We start from the raw sequence: 21,780 nt of genomic DNA on the forward strand, positions 1-21,780 counted from the left end.
CACCGAGAAAGCGCTGAGAATCACAGTGCTATGTCACATATCACCGCTCAGCGCAGCGGATTGGGCAGCCCGGTCCACTGATCACCCGCCACCCCCGGCGACATCCGCATCAGCGTCAGCGCCTTCGTGGGCAGTGGTTCCGCGACCAGCGCGGCCAGTTCGGGCGTGCGCGGCAGGTCCCGTACGGCCGTCTCCAGCGCGGCCCCCAGCGCCGGCGCCGAACCCGCCGTACCGGCGAGGGCGCCCGCCACCAGCGAGCCGAACAGCTTGCGGCGCAGTGCCGTCACGTCGTCCGTGACGATCCGTCCCGTCAACTCCGGGACGGGGATGCCGTTCCGGGTCAGCCGGGCCGGGCTGACCCGGATGTCGGCGAGGTCGCGGTAGACCAGCCGCAGCGGGGCACCCGTGCGGGACAGGACCACCAGGAGGTTCTGGCCGTGCGCCTCGAGCGCCACACCCAGCTCCAGCAGGCGCAGGCCGACGGTGAGGGTGAGACGCGTGAAGTCGGCGAGCCAGGAGGGGGATTCGGGCAGCGTGGTGGTGGCCAGTGCCCCCACCGGCACCACCCGTTCGCCGCTGTCCGTCGCCGCGTACGTCTGCGGCGACTCCCGCAGCACGGCGGCGAGGTCCGGCGAGTCGGCCGTGGCCGCGCCCAGCGTGCGGGTGACGTGCAGCAGACCGTCGGAGCGCGCGGCCAGCGACTGGGCGAACGACGACAGCGTGGCCGAAAGCCCCACCGAGTGGACCGAGATGTCCCGCACCGAGGACGTCAGCCGGGCGCTCAGCGCGGTCTTGACGTGCGGCCCGCCCGGCAGGGCGAGCGTGCGCAGCGACATCAGCGGGTGCGCGGCGCGCCACCCTTCGCAGCTCCGCTTCAGCACATGCGCCGCCTGCCACGGGTGCAACGGCAGCAACAGCCGCCCTCCGTCCCGCAGTTCGTCCGGCCATTCCCCGCTCACCAGGCACTCGCGCGCCGCCACCGGAACCGTCCCAAGCTCCACGACGGGCCGGTGCTCGGGCCCGTACGCGAGCTGCTCGGCCACCGAGAAGCCGGGCCGGGAACGGCAGTTGGGATGGTACGGATGCCCGTCGACCACTCGCTGCTCCCACTCCCAGTCGGCGACGGGCCACTCGTCGACGCGCGCTCCTTGTCCGGCCCGTGACAGCGCCAACGAGGCCACGCTGTGCCCCAGTTCGGCCGCGAAGTCGGCACCGTGCGGCACCGCGAGGCCGGTCATCAGCCGCGCCGGATGGTCGTACGTCACACCGTCGAGCCGTACGGAGTTCACGTACGCGGCGGTCGCGTACGGGTCCGCGGCCGGGCCGTGCAGCCGGCGACCGTCGGCCAGGCGCAGGGTGAGCCCGTCCGGGCTCCGCTCCCGGCCCGTGATCCACGGCAGCGGCTCATGGGCGAGGGCCCGCCACAGCCGGGTCAGCACGGCCGCCCGGGCGCCCGACAGCTCGGCGTCGTACCGTGGCAGCAGACCGGGGCGCACGCCGGCCAGCTCGTCGGCGACCTCGGACTCCGCGGGGTGGGGACGGTGCACGGGCGGGCTCCTCGGGGCGAGTACGGCGTCACGGGCAGGGGGCGACGGCATCCATACTGATCATCTTCGACCGAACGGACCCCAGGGAACGAATGGATCGCGTGGACCTCATGCCCCCGCCCGCCGGTGACGACGCCGACCGCGCCGACGCGTACGCCGCCGCACCGCTCCTCAACTGTCTGCTGCGCGAGGTCGCCGAGCCACTGGGACGGACGGCCGCCCACCGCACGTACCGGCTGCCCGGCACAGGCCGCCGGCTGCGTGTCCGGGGCGAGCGGCGGCCCGCGGAACCCGAGGTCCACGCGGGCGGGGAGTGGCACCGCATCGGCCACACCGAGCTGGTCAAGCTGGTCTCCGAGGAGCTGCGCCACCACACCGGCCTGTCCAACCACGAACTCCCCGCCGAGATGATCGACAGCCGGGACGCGGTGGCCGCGCTGCTCGCCGCCCGCTCGCGGGCCGCGGTGCCCGAGGACCCCTACCGGCGCTCCGAGCAGTCGCTGATCACCGGCCACCCCTACCACCCGGCGCCCAAGGCGCGCGGCGGCGGTCCGGTGGCGGCCTGGCTGCCGTACGCCCCCGAGGCGCACGCGCAGTTCCCGCTCGCGCTGCTCGGCGTCCGCGAGGACACGGTCGTCGAGGAGGGCGACACCGCCGCCCTGGACGCGCTGGGTGAGGCACCGCCCGGCTACCGGCTGCTGCCCGCGCACCCCTGGCAGCTGGAGCTGGTGACTCTCGCGGACGCCTTCGCGGACGGGCGGCTGATCCGGCTGGGCACGACCGCCTTCGACACCTGGCCGACGGCCGCGATCAGGACGCTGTACGCCCCCGGCGAGGACCTGTTCCTGAAGTTCAGCCTGGACGTGCGCATCACCAACGACATCCGTCGGCTCTGGCGTCACGACCTGCGAAAACTCCGCCGCACGGACGAGGCGGCCGGCCGCGCCCTCGCCGGGACGGCGGGGGCCTGGCTGAGCGACCGGGGCTACCGCACGGCCGGCTTCGCCTTCGAGGAACTCGCGGTGCTGATCCGGGACGGGGTCGGCGCGCACCTGCCGTCCGGCGCGACCCCGCTGCTCGCCGCGGGCCTGGTGGAGGGCTTCGACGGCGACCCGCTGCGCGGTGCCGCGGATCCGGCGGCCTGGTGGGAGGCGTATCTGCGGGCCGTCGTACCGCCCGCGCTGGACGCCTTCGCCGGCCACGGCGTCGTCCTCGAGGCGCATCTGCAGAACACGCTGGTCGCGGTCGACGCCGACGGCATGCCCGTGCGGGCGCTGTTCCGGGACGCGGAGGGCGTGAAGCTGCTGCCCGACGTCCCCCGCGCGGCCGGCTGGGAGCGGCTGGTGTACTGCCTGGTCGTCAACCACCTCACCGAGGTCGCCGCCGCCCTGGCCGAACACCACCCCGGCCTCGACCCCTGGCCCGCCGCACGCCGTGAACTCGCCCGCCACGACCTGCCCGAGGCCGCCGCCCTGCTGACCTCCCCGACCCTCCCCGGCAAGACCAACCTCCTGCTGCGCTGGACGGGCGCCGACGGCGCGGACGCCCGCTATCTGCCGCTGCCGAATCCGCTGGCCGGGTGAGCGCCGGCATTACCCTGGCGGGTGTGCTGCGCGATGTGACTGCTGTTCGATACGTGACCCCGCTGCGGTCCGGCGGCTCCGTGCCCGGAGTCTTCGAGGCCGACGACCTGGGCACCTACGTCGTGAAGTTCACCGGCTCCGCGCAGGGCCGCAAGGCGCTGGTCGCCGAGGTGATCGTGGGTGAGCTGGCGCGGGCGCTCGGCCTGCGCTTTCCCGAACTGGTGCTGGTGCGCTTCGACCCCGCGATCGCCTCCGACGAACCGCACCAGGAGGTACGGGACCTGCACCGGGCCAGCGCCGGCGTCAACCTCGGCATGGACTATCTGCCGGGTGCCCGGGACTTCACGCCCGAGGTCGCGAAGCACTTCCCCGTGGACCCCCTGGAGGCGGGCCGGATCGTCTGGCTCGACGCCTTCACCGTCAACGTCGACCGGACCGTCCACAGCTCCAACCTGATGGTCTGGCCGACGCTCGGCACCGTACCCGCGCACCTGTGGCTGATCGACCACGGCGCCGCCCTCGTCTTCCACCACCGCTGGGACGCCACCGACCCCGCGAAGGCGTACGACTTCCGTCACCACGCCCTCGGCCACTACGGCCCCGACGTCCGCGCCGCCGACGCCGAACTCGCGCCGAAGGTGACCGAGGACCTGCTGCGCCGCGTCGTCGGGGAAGTCCCCGACGACTGGCTCACCGACCACGCCACACCCGACGAGGCGCGCGAGGCGTACGTGACGTACCTCCACGCGCGCGTGCGCGCCTCCGGGCAGTGGCTGCCCACCGACTTCCCGAGCCGGGAGGAACTCGCCGCCGAGGAGGCCCTGCGCACGGCCAGGAACCAGCGCGGACGCCCGGCGTGGCTGAGGCAGGTTCCCGACCTGCACGGCAAGCCCGCCGCCGAACAGGACTGGTCGGTGCACCTCGGGTGAGGTCTCAGCCGCGCAACTGCTCGTACGCGGGCAGGGTCAGGAAGTCGGCGTAGTCGGCGTCCAGGGAGACCTGGAGCAGCAGGTCGTGGGCCTGCTGCCAGTGGCCGGCCGCGAAGGCCTCCTCGCCGATCTCCGCACGGATGGCGTCGAGTTCCTCGGCGGCGACCTTGCGGGCCAGTTCCGGGGTGGCCTTCTCGCCGTTCTCGAACTCGACGCCCGCGTTGATCCACTGCCAGATCTGCGAGCGGGAGATCTCGGCGGTGGCCGCGTCCTCCATGAGGTTGAAGATGGCGACCGCGCCCAGGCCCCGCAGCCACGCCTCGATGTAACGGATGCCCACCTGGACGGCGTTGACGAGACCGGCGTAGGTCGGCTTCGCGTCCAGCGAGTCGATCGCGATCAGATCGGCCGCCTCGACGTGGACGTCCTCACGCAGCCGGTCCTTCTGGTTCGGCCGGTCGCCGAGGACCTTGTCGAAGGACTCCATCGCGATCGGGACCAGGTCGGGGTGGGCGACCCAGGAGCCGTCGAACCCGTCGCCGGCCTCACGGTCCTTGTCGGCGCGGACCTTCTCGAAGGCGACCTTGTTGACCTCGGCGTCCCGGCGGGAGGGGATGAACGCCGCCATGCCGCCGATCGCGTGCGCGCCGCGCTTGTGGCAGGTGCTGACGAGGAGTTCGGTGTACGCCCGCATGAACGGGGCCGTCATCGTGACCGCGTTGCGGTCCGGGAGGACGAACTTGGCGCCGCCGTCACGGAAGTTCTTGACGATGGAGAACAGGTAGTCCCAGCGGCCGGCGTTCAACCCCGAGGCGTGGTCGCGCAGTTCGTAGAGGATCTCCTCCATCTCGTAGGCCGCGGTGATCGTCTCGATCAGCACGGTCGCGCGGATGGTGCCCTGCGGGACGCCGACGTGGTCCTGCGCGAAGACGAACACGTCGTTCCACAGGCGCGCCTCGAGGTGCGACTCGGTCTTCGGGAGGTAGAAGTACGGGCCCTTGCCGAGGTCGAGCAGGCGCTGGGCGTTGTGGAAGAAGTAGAGACCGAAGTCGACGAGGGCGCCGGGAACCGGGGAGCCGTCGGCGTCGACCAGGTGCCGCTCGCCGAGGTGCCAGCCGCGCGGACGCATGACGACCGTCGCCAGTTCCTCGTTCGGGCGCAGGGCGTACGACTTGCCGCTCGCCGGGTCGGTGAAGTCGATGTTCCGGGTGTACGCGTCGATCAGGTTGATCTGCCCGGTGACCACGTTCTCCCAGGTCGGCGCCGAGGCGTCCTCGAAGTCCGCGAGCCAGACCCTGGCGCCGGAGTTGAGGGCGTTGATGGTCATCTTGCGGTCGGTGGGGCCGGTGATCTCGACCCGGCGGTCCTGCAGCGCGGGCGGGCAGGAGGCCACCTGCCAGGAGTCGTCGGCGCGGATCGCGGCGGTCTCCGGGAGGAAATCGAGGGTGGAGGTGCGGGCGATCTCGGCGCGGCGCTCGGCGCGGCGGGCGAGGAGTTCGTCACGGCGCGGCGTGAACCGCCGGTGCAGCTCGGCCACGAAGGCGAGGGCCGCCTCGGTGAGGACCTCCTCCTGCCGGGGCAGGGGCTCGGCGTCGACGATGGCCAGCGGGGACGGCGCTGGTGCGGACATGAGCTGTCACTTCCTTCAGCGGTGGCACCGGGTGCCAGTCGAACCGGGTACGGCGAGCGGCGCCCTCGCAAGGGGAGGACGCTTCTGAACAGTGGATAGTAGTTTCCTTATCGTGGAAGTTCAATGGTTTGTTGATGTCGAGATTCTCCGGGTCGAGGCAAGGTGGCGCTCAGTGCCATCCCGTTCACTGAAGGTGTGCGAGGTCGGCCTCGGTGTCGATGTCGTACGGCCGTGCCACGTCCCCGCACTCGACGAGCGTGATCGCCTCCTGGTGCTCCTTCAGATAGGCGCGTGCCCCCCGGTCGCCGGTCGCAGTCGCCGCGATCCCCGCCCAGTGCGCGGCGCCGAAGAGGACCGGGTGCCCGCGTACGCCGTCGTAGGCGGCGGAGACGAGCGAGTCCTCGCCCGCGAAGCCCGCGAGCACCCGCCGCACGGCCTGCGGCCCGATGCCGGGCTGGTCGACGAGCGAGACGAGCGCGCCCCGCGCCCCCGTGCCGGCGAGCGAGTCCAGCCCGGCCCGCAACGACGACCCCATGCCGTCGGCCCAGCCGGGGTTCTCGACGAGCACGCACCCCTCCAGTCGCGCCCGCTCGCGCACCTCTTCCGCGGCGGCCCCGAGCACCACATGGACCCCCTCGCACCCGGCCGCTCGCAGCACGCCCACCGCATGTTCCACCAGCGGCCGCCCGCGGTGCTCCAGCAGCGCCTTGGGCCGCCCGCCGAGGCGCCGGCCGCCCCCCGCGGCGAGCAGCAGTCCGGCCACGTTCCCCTGTCCGTCCCTCATGCCTCCTGCATACCTGACATCGGGGCGAGTGCCTGGTTTCCGGGGGCTGAATTTCGGTCCGCACGGTGGCGCGCCGGGCATCGGGTGGCGTTTACTGACCCGCGTCCCCCGGCGCCCGACCAACGCCACAGGGGGTGCGCGGCGGGATCACCACATGACGGCGCACGAGGGCGTGCGAGGGGGGAGAGCTGTGTTGCGGAGCTTGGGGCAGAGGCCAGTGACCGGCAGTGACGAGGACCCGAGAGTGGCGGGACTGCGGACCGCGGTCTCCCGGTTGCGCCGTGAACTGGCCGCGCATCCGGCGGAGTTCCCCGACCGTGCCATCGCCGAGGACGAACTCGCCGCCCTTGCCGCCATGGTCACCTACGGCACTCCCGAAGTCCCCCGCCTGCGCAGCTCGTTGCTGCTGATAGCGGGCGCGATCGGCTCGGTGAGCGCCCTGTCCCGGGGCCTGAGGGAGGTCCGCAACGCGGTGGAGCTGTTCGGGGAACCCAGGTCCTGACCCACTCACCGGTCGGTGCGGCCGCCCGGTCGGTGCCGGCGGGGCGTCACGCCGGGTTCTGGCTGGCCAGTGTCTGTGAGAGTTCGCCGGCCACCTGCTGGAGCACCGGCACGATCCGCTCGGTCGCCGACTCCGTGACCCGCCCCGCGGGCCCGGAGATCGAAATGGCGGCGGCGGTGGGGGAGTCGGGCACGGAGACCGCGAGGCAGCGCACCCCGACCTCCTGCTCGTTGTCGTCGATCGCGTACCCCTGCCGGCGGACGTCCTCCAGTGCCGCCAGGAATCCCTCCGGCGTGGTGATCGTCCTGTCCGTCGCGGCCGGCATGCCGGTACGGGCCAGCAGGGCGCGCACCTCGTCGTCCGGGGTGTTGGCCAGCAGGGCCTTGCCCACCCCCGTCGAGTGCGGCAGCACCCGGCGGCCGACCTCCGTGAACATGCGCATCGAGTGCTTGGACGGCACCTGGGCGACGTACACGATCTCGTCGCCGTCCAGCAGTGCCATGTTCGCCGTCTCGCCGGTCTCCTCCACCAGTCGGGCCAGATAGGGCCGCGCCCAGGTGCCGAGCAGACGGGACGCGGACTCGCCGAGGCGGATCAGGCGGGGGCCGAGCGCATACCGGCGATTCGGCTGCTGCCGGACGTAACCGCAGGCCACGAGGGTGCGCATCAGACGGTGGATGGTGGGCAGCGGCAGCCCGCTGCTCGCGGAGAGCTCGCTCAGGCCGACCTCGCCGCCCGCGTCGGCCATCCGCTCGAGCAGATCGAAGGCGCGCTCGAGGGACTGGACACCCCCGCCGTTGGACCTGGCGGAGTCGGTGGTGCTGGCGCTGGACGTCGGCACGGCGCGTTCCTTTCGGGACTGGCGGGAGGCAGAAGCCTACCCGTCGGTCGGTTGACTCCCCGCTGGTGCATAGCTACGTTCTGCCTGATGGAAGCCTAATTCCGCTTTGTGGAAACGTCCAGAGTGGCCGCCGGGAAAGCCCCGCCCGTCAGTGTGCCCTTGACGGCGCGGGGGCGGGAGTGAAGACTCCTTCAACAGAAAGTTGAATTCCGTTACGCGGAAGTTAACGGCGGCTGAGAGGGGTCCGGGTGTCCGACGCTGAACTGGTGCTGCGCTCGACGCGCGTCATCACCCCGGAGGGAACACGGGCCGCCTCGGTCGCGGTCGCCGGGGGCAGGATCACGGCCGTACGGGCGTACGACGCTGCCGTGCCGGAGGGGGCCCGCCTGGAGGACCTGGGCGACGACGCCCTGCTGCCCGGCCTCGTCGACACGCACGTGCACGTCAACGACCCCGGCCGCACCGAGTGGGAGGGCTTCTGGACCGCCACGCGCGCGGCGGCGGCAGGCGGCATCACCACTCTCGTCGACATGCCGCTCAACTCCCTCCCGCCGACCACGACGGTCGACCACCTCCGCACCAAGCAGGCGGTCGCCGCCGACAAGGCGCACATCGACGTCGGCTTCTGGGGCGGTGCCCTGCCGGACAACGTCAAGGACCTCCGCCCGCTGCACGAGGCCGGCGTCTTCGGCTTCAAGGCGTTCCTGTCCCCGTCCGGCGTGGACGAGTTCCCGCACCTCGACCAGGACCGGCTCGCCCGGTCCCTGGCCGAGATCTCCTCCTTCGGCGGCCTGCTGATCGTGCACGCCGAGGACCCGCACCACCTGGAAGCCGCACCACAGCAGGGCGGCCCCCGCTACGCCGACTTCCTGGCCTCCCGCCCGCGCCACGCCGAGGACACGGCGATCGCGCAGCTCATCGCCCAGGCGAAACGCCTCCACGCGCGCGTGCACGTACTGCACCTGTCGTCGAGCGACGCGCTGCCGCTGATCGCCGAGGCGAAGGCGGAGGGCGTCCGCGTCACCGTCGAGACCTGCCCGCACTATCTGACCCTCACCGCGGAGGAAGTCCCGGACGGCGCCAGCGAGTTCAAGTGCTGCCCGCCCATCCGCGAGTCCGCCAACCAGGAGCTGCTGTGGCAGGCGCTGGCCGACGGGACGATCGACTGCGTGGTCACCGACCACTCCCCGTCGACGGCCGACCTCAAGACGGACGACTTCGCGACCGCCTGGGGCGGCATCTCCGGCCTGCAGCTGAGCCTGTCCGCGGTCTGGACGGCGGCCCGGGCGCGTGGCCGTTCGTTGGAGGACGTGGTCCGCTGGATGTCCACGCGGACCTCGGAACTGGTCGGCCTGGACGGGCGCAAGGGCGCCATCGCCCCCGGTCACGACGCCGACTTCGCCGTCCTCGCCCCCGACGAGACCTTCACCGTCGACCCGGCGGCCCTCCAGCACCGCAACCGTGTGACGGCGTACGCGGGCAGGACCCTGTACGGCGTCGTGCGGTCGACCTGGCTGCGCGGCGAACGCATCGTGGCGAACGGCGAGTTCACCGCGCCGAAGGGCCGCCTGCTCACCCGCACCCCCTGACCTCCTCCGCACCCGCAGCGGCCGACTCCCGAAAGGCACACACCCCGTGACGGCGATCCCCAGCTTCACCGGCGACGCGAACCCCTACGGCGGCGGCGACCCGTACGCGGACTACCGCACCGCCGACTTCCCCTTCACCCAGTACGCCAACCTCGCCGACCGGCAGCTCGGCGCCGGTGTCATCACCGCCAACGACGAGTTCTTCGCCCAGCGGGAGAACCTCCTGGTGCCCGGGCCGGCCGAGTTCGACCCCGAGCACTTCGGGCACAAGGGCAAGATCATGGACGGCTGGGAGACCCGGCGCCGCCGCGGCGCGAGCGCCGGGCACCCGTGGCCGACGGCCGAGGACCACGACTGGGCCCTGGTCCGCCTCGGCGCGCCCGGGGTGATCCGGGGCATCGTCGTCGACACGGCCCACTTCCGCGGCAACTACCCGCAGGCGGTGTCGGTGGAGGGCACCTCCGTGCCCGGTTCACCCTCCCCGGAGGAGCTCCTCGGCGACGACGTGAAGTGGACGGCCCTCGTCCCGCGCACCCCGGTCGGCGGCCACGCGGCGAACGGCTTCGCCGTCCTGGTCGAGCAGCGCTTCACGCACCTGCGGGTCAACCAGCACCCCGACGGAGGCATCGCCCGCCTGCGGGTGTACGGCGAGGTCGTGCCCGATCCGACGTGGCTGGCGGCCCTCGGCACCTTCGACGTCGTCGCCCTGGAGAACGGCGGCCGGGTCGAGGACGCCTCGAACCTCTTCTACTCGCCGGCCACCAACACCATCCAGCCCGGCCGCTCCCGCAAGATGGACGACGGCTGGGAGACCCGCCGACGCCGTGACCGGGGCAACGACTGGATCCGCTACCGGCTGGCCGCGCAGGCCCACATCCGCGCCCTGGAGATCGACACGGCGTATCTGAAGGGCAACAGCGCCGGCTGGGCGTCGGTGTCCGTCAAGGACGGCGAGCGCGGCGACTGGACGGAGATCCTCCCGCGCACCCGCCTCCAGCCCGACACCAACCACCGCTTCGTCCTCCCGGCCCCGGCGACCGGCACGCACGCGCGCGTGGACATCTACCCCGACGGGGGCATCTCCCGGCTGCGGCTGTTCGGTTCCCTGACAGCCCAGGGAGCGTCGGACCTGTCGGCACGGCACCAGGAACTGGGCGGCTGACACGCGCCGGGGGCGCGCCGGGCGACCGCGCGCCGGGATGACGCGTGCGCAGCGCGTCCGGGCGACCCGCGCGCCGTATGCCCGGGTGCCCCGCGCGCCGCATGCCCGGGTGCCCCGCGCGCCGCATGCCCGGGTGAGCCGTGCGCAGCACGCCCGGGCGACCGCGGCCCGTACGCGCGTGGGGCGCGCCGGATCACCGTTGTGCCCCACGCGTGGGGCACGTCGCGTGCCCGGCCGCGCGCCCGGGCGACCGCGGCCCGTACGCGCGTGGGGCGCGCCGGATCAGCGTTGCGCCTCACTCGTGGTTCACGCCGCGTGCCCTCCGTCCACGGCGAACTCCGCCCCGGTGACGTACTCCGCCCCCGCCAGATACGCGACCATCGACGCCACCTCCTCCGCCGTGCCGAACCGCCCCACGGCCGTCATCTCCGCCTGACCCGCCGCGTAGGGTCCGTCCGCCGGGTTCATGTCGGTGTCGGTCGGTCCGGGATGCACGATGTTCGCCGTGATCCCGCGCCCGCCCAGCTCCCGCGCGAGCGCCTTCGTCAGGCCGACGAGGGCCGACTTGCTGGTCGCGTAGAGCGTCCCGCCGGGCCCCGGCACCCGCTGCGCCATGCACGTCCCGATCGTGATGATCCGCCCGCCCGACGGCATCCACGCGGCCGCGGCCTGCGAGGTCAGGAACACCCCGCGCACGTTCACGGCCAGCACCCGGTCGACGTCCGTGAGCGAGAGGCCCTCCAAGGGCCCGAGCACCCCCACGCCCGCGTTGTTCACGAGCACGTCCAGCCCGCCCAGCGCCTCGGCCGCACGCTCCACCGCCCCGGACGCCTCGCCCGCGTCCCCGGCGTCCGCGCGCAGGGCCGTGGCCCGCCGCCCCAGCGCCTCGGCGCGCCGTACGACGTCCTCGGCCGCCTCCTTGCCGTTCACATAGGTGAGCGCCACGTCCGCGCCCTCCCGCGCGAGCCGAACCGCCGTCGCCGCGCCGATTCCGCGGCTGCCGCCGGTGACCAGCGCCACCTTGCCGTGCAGCGTCCCGTAAGTCGTTGTCAGCGTTGTCATGGGTCCATCCCAGCGGCCGTGGCGCGCCCGCGCTGGCGGCCGTCGGACACCGACCTCGGGCCACCCGGACCGGCCGGAACTCTTCCCGGCACTTCTGGCGTTCTTTCCACGTGACCCTTCAGCAAGAGATCGTCGGCAACGCCATGCAGATGGCGGTCATCAACCTGCAGCCCGGCCAGACCGTCTACTGCGAGGCCGGAAAGTTCCTGTTCAAGACGGTGAACGTGACCATGGAGACCCGTCTGTCGGGCCCGTCGAACAGCGGCGGCCAGCAGCAGGGCGGAGGCGGCGGCATGGGCGGCATGCTGCGCCAGGCCATGGGCACCGCCATGCAGGTCGGCCAGCGCATGCTCGCGGGCGAGTCGATGGCCTTCCAGTACTTCAGCGCGCAGGCCGGCGAGGGCACGGTCGGCTTCGCGGGCGTGCTCCCCGGCGAGATGCGCGCCCTGGAACTCGACGGCACACGCGCGTGGTTCGCCGAGAAGGACGCCTTCGTGGCCGCGGAGTCCACCGTCGACTTCGGCATCGCCTTCCAGGGCGGCCGCACCGGCATGAGCGGCGGCGAGGGCTTCATCCTGGAGAAGTTCACCGGCCGCGGCACGGTGATCATCGCCGGTGCCGGCAACTTCATCGACCTCAACCCGGCCGACTTCGGCGGCCGCATCGAGGTCGACACCGGCTGCGTCGTCGCCTTCGAGGAGGGCATCCAGTACGGCGTCCAGCGCGTCGGAGGCCTCAACCGCCAGGGCATGATGAACGCCGTCTTCGGCGGCGAGGGCCTTTCACTGGCCACCCTGGAGGGCAACGGCCGCGTCATCCTCCAGTCCCTGACCATCGAGAGCCTGGCCAACGCCCTGAGGAAGGCCCAGGGCGGCGACAAGCAGGGTCCGACGGGCGGCCTCTTCTCGACGAACGCCGGCTGAGCCGCCGTACACCCGCGCGTGAGCGATGAGTTGCGGGGCGCCGCGGGGTCTGAGGTGATGACAACAGACCCCGCGGAAGGAAGCAGGCACCCGACATGGGCAAGCTCGTCTCCACCATCTTCGTCACCCTCGACGGCGTCTACCAGGGCCCGGGCGGCCCGCAGGAGGACACCCGGGGCGGCTTCGAGCACGGCGGCTGGAGCTTCGTCTACGGCGACGAAGGCTTCGGAGAGTTCATCGGCGAGGTCTTCGAACGCCCCTCGGCGTTCCTCCTCGGCCGCCGTACGTACGACATCTTCGCCGGGTACTGGCCGAAGGTGACCGATCCGGCCAACCGCGTCGCAGCCCAGCTGAACGCCCTGCCGAAGTACGTCCCCTCGGCCACCCTCACCGACCCCTCGTGGTCCGGCACCACCGTGCTCGGCGGCGACCTCGTCAAGGAGGTCACCGCGCTCAAGGAGCGCACCGACGGCGAGATCCAGGTGCACGGCAGCGGCGCCCTCGTGCGCTCCCTGCTCTCACTCGACGTGCTCGACACCGTCCACCTGGCGACGTTCCCGGTGGTCCTCGGCTCCGGCCTGCGCCTCTTCCCGGAGGGCTCCGTGCCGACGCGGTTCCGCCGCACCGGCGGACGTGTCACCCCCGCCGGGGTCTCCATCCAGACGTACGACGCGGCCGGCCGCCCCGAGTACGGCTCCTACGAGCTTCCGGAGAACGCCTGACCGCACGCCGTGTGGGGACCGTGTGGCGACACGCGGCCCCACGTTAACGCGCGGAAAACTCATCGGACGCCACGGCAAAATCCGCGGAGTTGTCATTGACATGCCACTGTCTACGCGCGTCATCATGAGGGCATGAGGATCCCCCCACGCGCCACTCGCATCGGTGCCGCAGCCGCTCTCGTGTCCGCCCTCCTCGTCGGCGGCGCCGTCACCGCCACGCCGGCGGCCGCCGCCGTCGGCAGCATCTGCTACGGCGACCTGCCCTCCCAGGCGTACGACACGCTCGACCTGATCGCCTCCGGCGGCCCCTTCCCGTACTCGCAGGACGGCGTCGTCTTCCGCAATCAGGAGCACGTCCTGCCCAGCCGGCCGTCCGGGTACTACCACGAGTACACGGTCAGGACGCCCGGCTCCTCCACGCGCGGGGCCCGCCGTATCGTGACCGGTGAGGAGTACCAGGAGGACTACTACACCTCCGACCACTACGCCACGTTCGACCTGATCGACTTCGGCTGCTGAGTCAGCCGGACTTCCGGCTCTCCGCCGCGGCGAACAGCGCGAACGCCAGGACCAGCAGGGCGACGCTCGCATAGACCCCGTAGCCGTCGAGGAAGCCGAGCCGCCGCACGAGGCCCGCATGCCAGTGGGTGAACTCGTCCACCAGGCCCAGCACACCCTGCACCAGCGCGAGAAAACCGAGAACCTCCAGTAGCCGTTTCATGGCACGACCCTCGCCCCGCGGTCCCCCCACACACATCGGCCGCGGGGCGAGGCATGTCCGACCGAAGTACCCCCTCGCGGGCCCGCGTGCGCCAAAAGCCTGCGGCGGCGCGACTTTGGTCGGCGATCGCCCGTACGGAGGGGTGCGCGGCGTCCCGGCTGCGTAGATTTGCCGACCGTGAGCGATGACAAACCGGCGCGGATCGTGGGGCGCGGATGGCTGTTTCCGTCCGCCGTCCTCCATGAACTCGACCCCGACGCCGGGCGGAGGGGGCGCTCAGGGCGGCCCCGGCGCACCGCCCGCGACTGGGTCGTCGACTTCACCTGCTTCCTGCTCGCGGTCGTCATCGGTCTGGCGGCCTCGGACACCCTCTCCCACGACCAGCACACCCCGCACTCCCTGGCCGTCCTCGACCAGCTGCTCGGCGCCCTCGCCTGCGGCGCGGTCTGGGTGCGCCGCCGCTGGCCGCTCGGGCTGGCCGTCGCCATGATCCCCGTCGGCCTGCTGTCGAACACGGCGGGCGGCGCGGCCATGATCGCCCTGTTCACCCTCGCCGTGCACCGGCCCTTGCGGTACGTCGGCTGGATAGGCGGCATCCAGCTGGCGCTGCTCCCGCTGTTCTTCTGGATGCGCCCCGACCCCGACCTGCCGTACGCCGGAGCGGTCGCCTTCACCGAGCTGCTCACCCTCACGGTGATCGGCTGGGGCATGTTCGTACGGTCCAAACGGCAGCTCATGGTCAGCCTGCGGGACCGGGCCCGGCGTGCGGAGACGGAGGCCCGACTGCGCGCCGAGCAGGCGCAGCGGCTGGCCCGGGAGGCCATCGCCCGGGAGATGCACGACGTCCTCGCGCACCGGCTGACGCTGCTGAGCGTCCACGCGGGCGCCCTGGAGTTCCGCCCCGACGCGCCCCGCGAGGAGATCGCGCGGGCGGCCGGCGTCATCCGGGAGAGCGCCCACGAGGCACTGCAGGACCTGCGGGAGATCATCGGCGTGCTGCGCGCCGGCGAGTCCGACGAGGCGGGACGTCCCCAGCCGACGCTGGCCGCGCTCGACGCGCTGGTCGCCGAGTCCCGTGAGGCCGGCATGAAGGTCACCCTGGCCGGCAAGGTCGCCGACCCGGCCGCCGTGCCCGCCTCCGTCGGCCGCACCGCCTACCGCATCGCCCAGGAGGGTCTCACCAACGCCCGCAAGCACGCCCCCGGCACGGAGGTCACCGTCGAGGTCGAGGGCGCCCCCGGAGACGGCCTGGTCGTGACCGTGGGCAACCCCGCCCCCGAGGGGGACGTCCCGTCCGTCCCCGGCTCCGGGCAGGGCCTGATCGGACTGACGGAGCGGGCCACGCTGGCCGGGGGCCGGCTGGAGCACGGGGGGCGGGAGGACGGCGGGTTCCAGGTGCGGGCATGGCTGCCCTGGGCATGACTTCACGCGATGAGCCGGTGGCGGATCTGGTTACGTAAGCCCCATGACTGCGATCAGACTGCTGCTCGTCGACGACGACCCCCTGGTACGGGCCGGCCTGTCCCTGATGATGGGCGGTGCCGACGACATCGAGATCGTCGGCGAGGCCGCCGACGGAAGCGAGGTCGAGGCGCTCGTCGACCGCACCCGCCCGGACGTCGTCCTCATGGACATCCGGATGCCGTCGGTCGACGGGCTCACGGCCACCGAACGGCTGCGGGCCCGCAAGGACGCCCCGCAGATCGTGGTCCTCACCACCTTCCATGCCGACGAGCAGGTGCTGCGCGCCCTGCGCGCGGGTGCCGCCGGGTTCGTCCTCAAGGACACCCCGCCCGCCGAGATCGTCGACGCGGTGCGCCGGGTCGCGACCGGCGACCCGGTGCTGTCGCCGACCGTCACCCGCCAGCTGGTCGAACACGCCGTGGGCAACGCCGCCGACATGCGCCGCACGCGCGCCCGCGCGCGCATCGCGCTCCTCAACGACCGCGAACGCGAGGTCGCTGTCGCGGTCGGCCGCGGCCTCGCCAACGCCGAGATCGCCGCGGAGCTGTTCATGAGCGTCGCCACCGTGAAGACCCATGTCTCCCGCATCCTGGCCAAGCTCGACCTCAACAACCGGGTCCAGATCGCCCTGTTGGCCTACGACGCGGGGCTCCTGGAGGAAACCGGCGGCGACGGGCACTGACGGCGGTCGCCGTGCGTTGTCCGGGTACCGGAAGAAAACCGGACGGGGGAGGGCAGGGAAGAGCATGGCGCAGTTGATCGACCTGGGGGAGTTCGGTGACGCCTTCCGCGCCGACCCGCACCCCGTCTACGCGCGCCTGCGCGAGCGCGGCCCCGTGCACCGCGTCCGGCTGCCGGGCGTGGACGCCCATCACGAGACCTGGCTCGTCGTCGGGTACGAGGAGGCACGCGCCGCGCTCGCCGACCCGCGGCTGTCGAAGGACGGCAGCAAGATCGGCATGCTGTTCCTGGACGAGGAGCTGATCGGCAAGTACCTGCTGGGCACCGACCCGCCCCAGCACACCCGGCTGCGCTCCCTGGTCTCCCGCGCCTTCACCATGCGCCGCGTGGAGCAATTGCGGCCCAGGATCCAGGAGATCACCGACGACCTGCTCGACGCGATGCTCCCGCGTGGGCGCGCCGACCTGGTCGAGTCGCTGTCCTACCCGCTGCCCATCACCGTGATCTGTGAGCTGCTGGGCGTGCCCGAGATGGACCGCTCGGAGTTCCGGAAGATCTCCACCGAGGCGGTCGCGCCGACCGACTCCGCCAGTGAGCACGCCGCGTTCGTCCGGCTCGCCGAGTACCTCACCGAGCTGATCGAGGACAAGCGCTGCGCCGGCCCGAGCGGCGACCTGCTCAGCGACCTGATCCGCACCACCGCCGAGGACGGCGACCGGCTCTCGGCGGGCGAACTGCGCGGCATGGCCTTCGTGTTGCTCATCGCCGGGCACGAGACGACGGTCAACCTCATCACCAACGCCGTCCACGCCCTGCTCACCCACCCGGACCAACTCGCCGCCCTGCGTGCCGACATGGACCTGGTGGACGGTGTCGTGGAAGAGACGCTGCGCTGGGAGGGACCGGTGGAGAACGCGACCTTCCGGTTCGCCGCCGAGACCCTGGAGATCGCCGGCACGAAGATCGTGCGGGGCGACGCGGTCATGGTCGGCCTCACCGCCGCAGACCGGGATGCCGGCCGCTATCCCGACCCCGACCGCTTCGACCCGCGCCGCGACACCCGCGGCCACCTCGCCTTCGGCCACGGCGTCCACTACTGCCTAGGCGCCCCCCTGGCCCGCCTGGAGGCCCGTACGGCGATACGCACCCTGCTGGAGCGCGCCCCGGCCCTGGCCGCGGACGGCCCGCCCGGCGACTGGCTGCCGGGGACGCTGATGCGGGGGGTGCGCAGCCTGCCGGTGCGCTGGTGACGCCTCCGCCGCCACTCACCGGAGGGCGCTTGCCGCAGGCGCTCGGCCGAGGGTGGTCGTCGGCGGGGTTCGCCGGCAGGCGCTTGAGCTCAGGGTGCTCGCCGGCAGGCGTTCACATGAGGGTGTTCGTCGGCGGGTGCTCACCGGAGGGCGCTTGCCGGAGCGCTCGGCCGAGGGTGGTCGTCGGCGGGGTTCGCCGGCAGGCGCTTGAGCTCAGGGTGCTCGCCGGCAGGCGTTCACATGAGGGTGTTCGTCGGCGGGTGCTCACTGGCGAGGCTCAGCCGAGGGTTCTTGCCGGAGGCGCTCGGCCGAGGGTGGTCGTCGGCGGGGTTCGCCGGCAGGCGCTTGAGCCCAGGGTGCTCACCGGCAGGCGTTCACGCGAGGGCGTTCCCCTCAGGGCGCTCAGCAGAAGGCGTTCACCCAGGGCCGTTCACCCGAGGCCGCTCGCCGAAAGGCGCACGCCGAGGCCGTTTGCCGGCGGGCGCTCACCCGAGGGGGCTCTCCCCCGAGGCCGTTCACCGGAAGGTGCCCGTCCCAGCCCGCTCGCCGGAACGCGTTCACCGGAAGGCCGACTCCACCCGGCCCGGGATCTCCGCCAGCGCCACCGGCCTGCGCTCTCGTCGGGAGATCTCGCAGGCCTCGGCGATCCGCAGGGCCTGCAGGGCCTCGCGGCCGTCACAGGGGTTGGCCCGGTGGCCCAGGACCACCTCGACGAAGGCGGACAGCTCAGCCTCGTAGGCGGGCCCGAAGCGCTCCAGGAACCCCGACCACGGCTTGTCCGCGGCCGGCGGCCCGGTCGGCTCGGTGGACGCGATCGGCGTACGGTCGTCCAGCCCGACCACGATCTGGTCCAGTTCCCCGGCCAGCTCCATCCGTACGTCGTACCCGGCGCCGTTCATCCGCGTCGCCGTGGCGGTGGCGAGGGTGCCGTCGTCCAGGGTCAGCAGCGCCGCGCCGGTGTCGATGTCGCCCGCCTCCCGGAACATCGCGGGCCCGGCGTCTGACCCGGCCGCGTACACGTCGACCACCTCGTGCCCGGTCACCCAGCGCAGGACGTCGAAGTCGTGGATCAGCGTGTCCCGGTACAGCCCGCCGGACAGCGGCAGCCACGAGGGCGGCGGCGGGGCCTGGTCGGACGTCAGTGCCCGTACGGTGTGCAGCCGCCCGAGCCGGCCCGAGCGCACCGCGTCCCGGGCGCCCGTGTAGCCCGTGTCGAAGCGGCGCTGGAACCCCATCTGCAGAATGGTTCCGGCGGATTCCACCTCGGCGATCGCGCTTAAGGTGCCGGGCAGATCCAGGGCGATGGGCTTCTCGCAGAACACCGGGAGCCCGGAGCGTGCTGCCCGACCGATCAGTTCGGCGTGGGCCGCCGTGGCCGTGGTGATCACCACGGCGTCGACGCCCCACCGGAAGATCTCGTCCACTCCCGGCGCCGCCGTCTCCCCGAGCCGGTTCGCGAGCTCCTGGGCCCGCGCCGGATCCACGTCCGTGAGGATCAGCGAGCCCACCTCCCGGTGGCGGCTGAGCGTGTTCGCATGAATCGTGCCGATGCGGCCCGTCCCGATGACCCCGATGCGCATGAGAACAAAAGTGGGGCTCCGAGCCGGGTGCTGTCAATGCATATGTCCGGACAATCGAACTACACAACTTCCCGTCAACAACGCCTGGAGCTACGCTCGGCCCGTGCCGAAACCAGAAACGGACCCGACCGTGTCGCTCGAGCTCAGTGTGGACCGCAGCTCTCCCGTGCCGCTGTACTTCCAGCTGTCGCAGCAGCTGGAGGCGGCGATCGAGCACGGCTCGCTCACCCCCGGCAGCCTGCTGGGCAACGAGATCGAGCTGGCCGCACGGCTCGGCCTGTCCCGGCCCACCGTCCGTCAGGCCATCCAGTCGCTCGTCGACAAGGGCCTCCTGGTGCGCCGCCGCGGCGTCGGCACCCAGGTCGTGCACAGCCAGGTCAAGCGCCCCCTGGAGCTCTCCAGCCTGTACGACGACCTGGAGGCGGCCGGCCAGCGCCCCGCGACGAAGGTCCTGGTCAACACGGTCGTCCCGGCCACCGCCGAGGTCGCCGCCGCACTCGGTGTCGCCGAGGACAGCGACGTGCACCGCGTCGAACGCCTCCGTCTCGCGCACGGCGAACCGATGGCGCACCTGTGCAACTTCATCCCGCCGGGCCTGCTCGACCTGGACACGGCCCAGCTGGAGTCCACCGGCCTGTACCGCATGATGCGCGCCGTGGGCATCACCCTGCACAGCGCCCGCCAGACCATCGGCGCCCGCGGAGCGACGTCCGCCGAGGCCGACCGCCTCGGTGAACAGGAGGGGGCACCGCTGCTCACCATGCAGCGCGTCACGTTCGACGACACGGGCAGAGCGGTCGAGTACGGCACGCACACCTACCGCCCGTCCCGCTACTCCTTCGAGTTCCAGCTGCTCGTACGGTCCTGAGGGGCCCGGGGGAGGGTCCGGGTATGTCGCAATGCGAGGGCAACCGGATCACTCCGTAGCGCGCGGGCCGCACCTATGTGCGGCTCCCCGTTCGGCGCCCACCGTGGGCGTGCGGCACAATCGGGCCTTGATGAGCACCTACGGCAACTTCACCGCCCCCATAGGTTCCCGCCGCGCCCCCGCACTGCGCACCGTCGGCACCCGGGAACGCCGGTCGCACCTGACCGCTCCCCGGGTCCCCACCGTCGGCATCGACATCGGCGGCACCAAGGTGATGGCCGGCGTCGTGGACGCCGACGGCAACATCCTGGAGAAGCTCCGCACGGAGACGCCGGACAAGTCCAAGAGCCCCAAGGTCGTCGAGGACACCATCGTCGAGCTGGTCCTGGACCTCTCCGACCGCCACGACGTGCACGCCGTCGGCATCGGCGCGGCCGGCTGGGTGGACGCCGACCGCAACCGCGTCCTGTTCGCCCCGCACCTGTCCTGGCGCAACGAGCCACTGCGCGACCGCCTCGCGGGCCGGCTCGCCGTGCCCGTCCTGGTGGACAACGACGCCAACTCCGCCGCCTGGGCCGAATGGCGCTTCGGTGCCGGCCGGGGCGAGGACCACCTGGTCATGATCACCCTGGGTACCGGCATCGGCGGCGCCATACTGGAGGACGGCCAGGTCAAGCGCGGCAAGTACGGCGTCGCCGGCGAGTTCGGCCATATGCAGGTCGTGCCGGGCGGTCACCGATGCCCGTGCGGCAACCGCGGTTGCTGGGAGCAGTACAGCTCCGGCAACGCCCTGGTGCGGGAGGCCAAGGAGCTGGCCGCCGCGGACTCCCCGGTGGCGTACGGGATCATCGAGCACGTCAAGGGTCAGATCGGCGACATCACCGGCCCGATGATCACGGAGCTGGCCCGCGAGGGCGACGCGATGTGCGTCGAGCTGCTGCAGGACATCGGTCAGTGGCTCGGCGTCGGCATCGCCAACCTCGCCGCGGCCCTCGACCCGTCCTGCTTCGTGATCGGCGGCGGCGTCAGCGCGGCCGACGACCTGCTCATCGCCCCCGCGCGCGACGCCTTCAAGCGGCAGCTCACCGGCCGCGGCTACCGCCCCGAGGCCCGGATCGTGCGCGCCCAGCTCGGCCCCGAGGCCGGCATGGTGGGCGCCGCCGACCTCGCCCGGCTGGTCGCCCGCCGCTTCCGCCGCGCCAACCGGCGCCGGGTCGAGCGGTACGAGCGTTACGCGCGCTACACCCAGGCCCGACGCTCCACCCGGGACACCGCATGACCGCATCCCTGGCGCAGCAGGGCGCGACCCCGGGCGAGCCGTCCCGGTCGGCCGAGGCGCGCGGTCACAAGATCCGTCGACGGGCGCTGACGCTGCTCATCATCGGGCTGCTCATCGGCGTCCCGGCCGGCTATCTGGTGATCTCCGCGGCCCAGAGCCGCGACAGCGGCAAGGACAAGGAGGCCAAGTACGCGGCGACCGGCCTCACCAGGGACTGGCCGTCGAAGGTGCAGCGCCGCCTCTACCAGGTGCCGATGCCGCACCCCTCGGGCATGGTCGCCTCCTACGAGACCAACAACTGGAAGACCAGCCGGCTCTACGTCCAGTTCCAGACGCCCCTGCGCAACCTCGACGTCTTCCTCCACGACATGGGCGTCACCCGCGCCGATCTGAAGAAGGACGACATCACGATCAGCGCCCGCGACCAGAAGATCACCGGCTGGAACTTCACCCGCCCCGGCCCCTGGTACGGCCTCACCCACAAGCAGAAGAGCCCCAAGCCCACGCAGGACGTCGTGGTGAACCTGGCCAACGCGCGCAACCCGTTCTTCTACGTCGTCTCCCGCACCGTTCCGTAGCGAGGGCGGCCCCGGCGGGGTCGCCGGGGCCGATTGTCAGAGCCCGCCCGTAGAGTCGAAGACGTCTGATCCGACACACGGGCGG

Annotated in this window: 21 protein-coding genes; 14 read left to right on the forward strand and 7 right to left on the reverse strand. The window is 72.4% G+C overall.

From position 1 onward, the window contains the following. Positions 1 to 47: 47 nt before the first annotated feature. Positions 48 to 1,547: an IucA/IucC family protein gene (locus ABZ453_RS20690; RefSeq protein ID WP_359016388.1), complete on the reverse strand. Its 1,500-nt coding sequence runs from the start codon at positions 1,545 to 1,547 to the stop codon at positions 48 to 50. A 92-nt stretch (positions 1,548 to 1,639) separates the two neighbouring features. Here ABZ453_RS20690 and ABZ453_RS20695 point away from each other — a divergent pair, with 92 nt between their 5' ends. Both ABZ453_RS20695 and ABZ453_RS20700 read left to right on the forward strand, forming a co-directional pair. Then, a complete protein-coding gene (locus ABZ453_RS20695) occupies positions 1,640 to 3,130 on the forward strand; it encodes an IucA/IucC family protein (protein ID WP_359016389.1) in 1,491 nt (496 codons plus the stop codon). 23 nt (positions 3,131 to 3,153) lie between these two features. Further along, positions 3,154 to 4,059 (forward strand): HipA family kinase, encoded by a 906-nt coding sequence (locus ABZ453_RS20700; protein WP_359016542.1) that lies wholly within the window; start codon positions 3,154 to 3,156, stop codon positions 4,057 to 4,059. A 4-nt stretch (positions 4,060 to 4,063) separates the two neighbouring features. Here the strand turns inward: ABZ453_RS20700 and aceB are convergent, their stop codons facing one another. Then, the gene (gene aceB, locus ABZ453_RS20705) at positions 4,064 to 5,689 is read right to left on the reverse strand and encodes a malate synthase A (RefSeq protein ID WP_359016390.1); all 1,626 of its coding nucleotides are present in this window, start codon (positions 5,687 to 5,689) and stop codon (positions 4,064 to 4,066) included. Between the two features lie 184 nt (positions 5,690 to 5,873). After that, positions 5,874 to 6,473 (reverse strand): nucleotidyltransferase family protein, encoded by a 600-nt coding sequence (locus ABZ453_RS20710; protein WP_359016391.1) that lies wholly within the window; start codon positions 6,471 to 6,473, stop codon positions 5,874 to 5,876. Positions 6,474 to 6,690: 217 nt separating this feature from the next. On the opposite strand from ABZ453_RS20710, the gene ABZ453_RS20715 reads away from it, so the two are divergent. Beyond that, positions 6,691 to 6,975 (forward strand): DUF5955 family protein, encoded by a 285-nt coding sequence (locus tag ABZ453_RS20715; RefSeq protein WP_359016392.1) that lies wholly within the window; start codon positions 6,691 to 6,693, stop codon positions 6,973 to 6,975. Between the two features lie 46 nt (positions 6,976 to 7,021). Here the strand turns inward: ABZ453_RS20715 and ABZ453_RS20720 are convergent, their stop codons facing one another. Further along, positions 7,022 to 7,816 (reverse strand): IclR family transcriptional regulator, encoded by a 795-nt coding sequence (locus ABZ453_RS20720; protein ID WP_359016393.1) that lies wholly within the window; start codon positions 7,814 to 7,816, stop codon positions 7,022 to 7,024. Positions 7,817 to 8,064: 248 nt separating this feature from the next. On the opposite strand from ABZ453_RS20720, the gene allB reads away from it, so the two are divergent. Both allB and alc read left to right on the forward strand, forming a co-directional pair. Then, positions 8,065 to 9,405, forward strand: coding sequence for an allantoinase AllB (allB, locus tag ABZ453_RS20725; RefSeq protein WP_359016394.1), 1,341 nt, complete (start codon positions 8,065 to 8,067; stop codon positions 9,403 to 9,405). 46 nt (positions 9,406 to 9,451) lie between these two features. Next, the gene (gene alc, locus ABZ453_RS20730; RefSeq protein WP_359016395.1) at positions 9,452 to 10,567 is read left to right on the forward strand and encodes an allantoicase; all 1,116 of its coding nucleotides are present in this window, start codon (positions 9,452 to 9,454) and stop codon (positions 10,565 to 10,567) included. A gap of 306 nt (positions 10,568 to 10,873) precedes the next feature. Here alc and ABZ453_RS20735 read toward each other — a convergent pair whose 3' ends face one another. Continuing rightward, positions 10,874 to 11,629, reverse strand: coding sequence for an SDR family oxidoreductase (locus ABZ453_RS20735; RefSeq protein ID WP_359016396.1), 756 nt, complete (start codon positions 11,627 to 11,629; stop codon positions 10,874 to 10,876). Positions 11,630 to 11,739: 110 nt separating this feature from the next. Between ABZ453_RS20735 and ABZ453_RS20740 the strand changes: the two genes are divergently transcribed. The 3 genes from ABZ453_RS20740 (at position 11,740) to ABZ453_RS20750 (ending at position 13,793) form a co-directional block, all read left to right on the forward strand. Continuing rightward, positions 11,740 to 12,552 carry an AIM24 family protein gene (locus ABZ453_RS20740; RefSeq protein ID WP_359016397.1) on the forward strand — a complete coding sequence of 271 codons (813 nt, stop codon included), beginning with the start codon at positions 11,740 to 11,742 and terminating at the stop codon, positions 12,550 to 12,552. A 95-nt stretch (positions 12,553 to 12,647) separates the two neighbouring features. Beyond that, a complete protein-coding gene (locus tag ABZ453_RS20745; protein WP_359016398.1) occupies positions 12,648 to 13,274 on the forward strand; it encodes a dihydrofolate reductase family protein in 627 nt (208 codons plus the stop codon). 132 nt (positions 13,275 to 13,406) lie between these two features. Further along, entirely contained in the window at positions 13,407 to 13,793 is a 387-nt protein-coding gene (locus ABZ453_RS20750; protein WP_359016399.1) for a ribonuclease domain-containing protein, read from the forward strand. Between the two features lies 1 nt (position 13,794). Here the strand turns inward: ABZ453_RS20750 and ABZ453_RS20755 are convergent, their stop codons facing one another. After that, entirely contained in the window at positions 13,795 to 13,995 is a 201-nt protein-coding gene (locus ABZ453_RS20755) for a hypothetical protein (protein WP_208778655.1), read from the reverse strand. 168 nt (positions 13,996 to 14,163) lie between these two features. Here ABZ453_RS20755 and ABZ453_RS20760 point away from each other — a divergent pair, with 168 nt between their 5' ends. The 3 genes from ABZ453_RS20760 to ABZ453_RS20770 all read left to right on the forward strand — a co-directional run bounded on the left by ABZ453_RS20760 (position 14,164) and on the right by ABZ453_RS20770 (position 17,390). Next, on the forward strand, positions 14,164 to 15,417 hold the full coding sequence (locus tag ABZ453_RS20760) for a histidine kinase (protein WP_359016400.1): 1,254 nt from the start codon (positions 14,164 to 14,166) through the stop codon (positions 15,415 to 15,417). 43 nt (positions 15,418 to 15,460) lie between these two features. Then, entirely contained in the window at positions 15,461 to 16,141 is a 681-nt protein-coding gene (locus tag ABZ453_RS20765; RefSeq protein ID WP_359016401.1) for a response regulator transcription factor, read from the forward strand. Between the two features lie 64 nt (positions 16,142 to 16,205). Continuing rightward, the gene (locus tag ABZ453_RS20770) at positions 16,206 to 17,390 is read left to right on the forward strand and encodes a cytochrome P450 (protein ID WP_359016402.1); all 1,185 of its coding nucleotides are present in this window, start codon (positions 16,206 to 16,208) and stop codon (positions 17,388 to 17,390) included. Positions 17,391 to 17,947: 557 nt separating this feature from the next. Here the strand turns inward: ABZ453_RS20770 and ABZ453_RS20775 are convergent. Next, complete coding sequence (locus tag ABZ453_RS20775) at positions 17,948 to 18,970, reverse strand: Gfo/Idh/MocA family oxidoreductase (protein ID WP_359016403.1); 1,023 nt, start codon at positions 18,968 to 18,970, stop codon at positions 17,948 to 17,950. Between the two features lie 130 nt (positions 18,971 to 19,100). Here ABZ453_RS20775 and ABZ453_RS20780 point away from each other — a divergent pair, with 130 nt between their 5' ends. From ABZ453_RS20780 to ABZ453_RS20790, 3 genes are all read left to right on the forward strand, one after another. Beyond that, a complete protein-coding gene (locus ABZ453_RS20780; protein ID WP_208778690.1) occupies positions 19,101 to 19,838 on the forward strand; it encodes a GntR family transcriptional regulator in 738 nt (245 codons plus the stop codon). A 130-nt stretch (positions 19,839 to 19,968) separates the two neighbouring features. Further along, on the forward strand, positions 19,969 to 21,117 hold the full coding sequence (locus tag ABZ453_RS20785; RefSeq protein ID WP_208778689.1) for an ROK family glucokinase: 1,149 nt from the start codon (positions 19,969 to 19,971) through the stop codon (positions 21,115 to 21,117). Further along, the gene (locus ABZ453_RS20790) at positions 21,114 to 21,695 is read left to right on the forward strand and encodes a sugar kinase (protein ID WP_359016404.1); all 582 of its coding nucleotides are present in this window, start codon (positions 21,114 to 21,116) and stop codon (positions 21,693 to 21,695) included. Before ABZ453_RS20785 ends, ABZ453_RS20790 begins: the two co-directional genes overlap by 4 nt. Positions 21,696 to 21,780 lie beyond the last annotated feature (85 nt).

It is taken from the genome of Streptomyces sp. NPDC005799 (assembly GCF_040630525.1).
Taxonomy (GTDB): Bacteria; Actinomycetota; Actinomycetes; order Streptomycetales; family Streptomycetaceae; genus Streptomyces; species Streptomyces griseorubiginosus_B.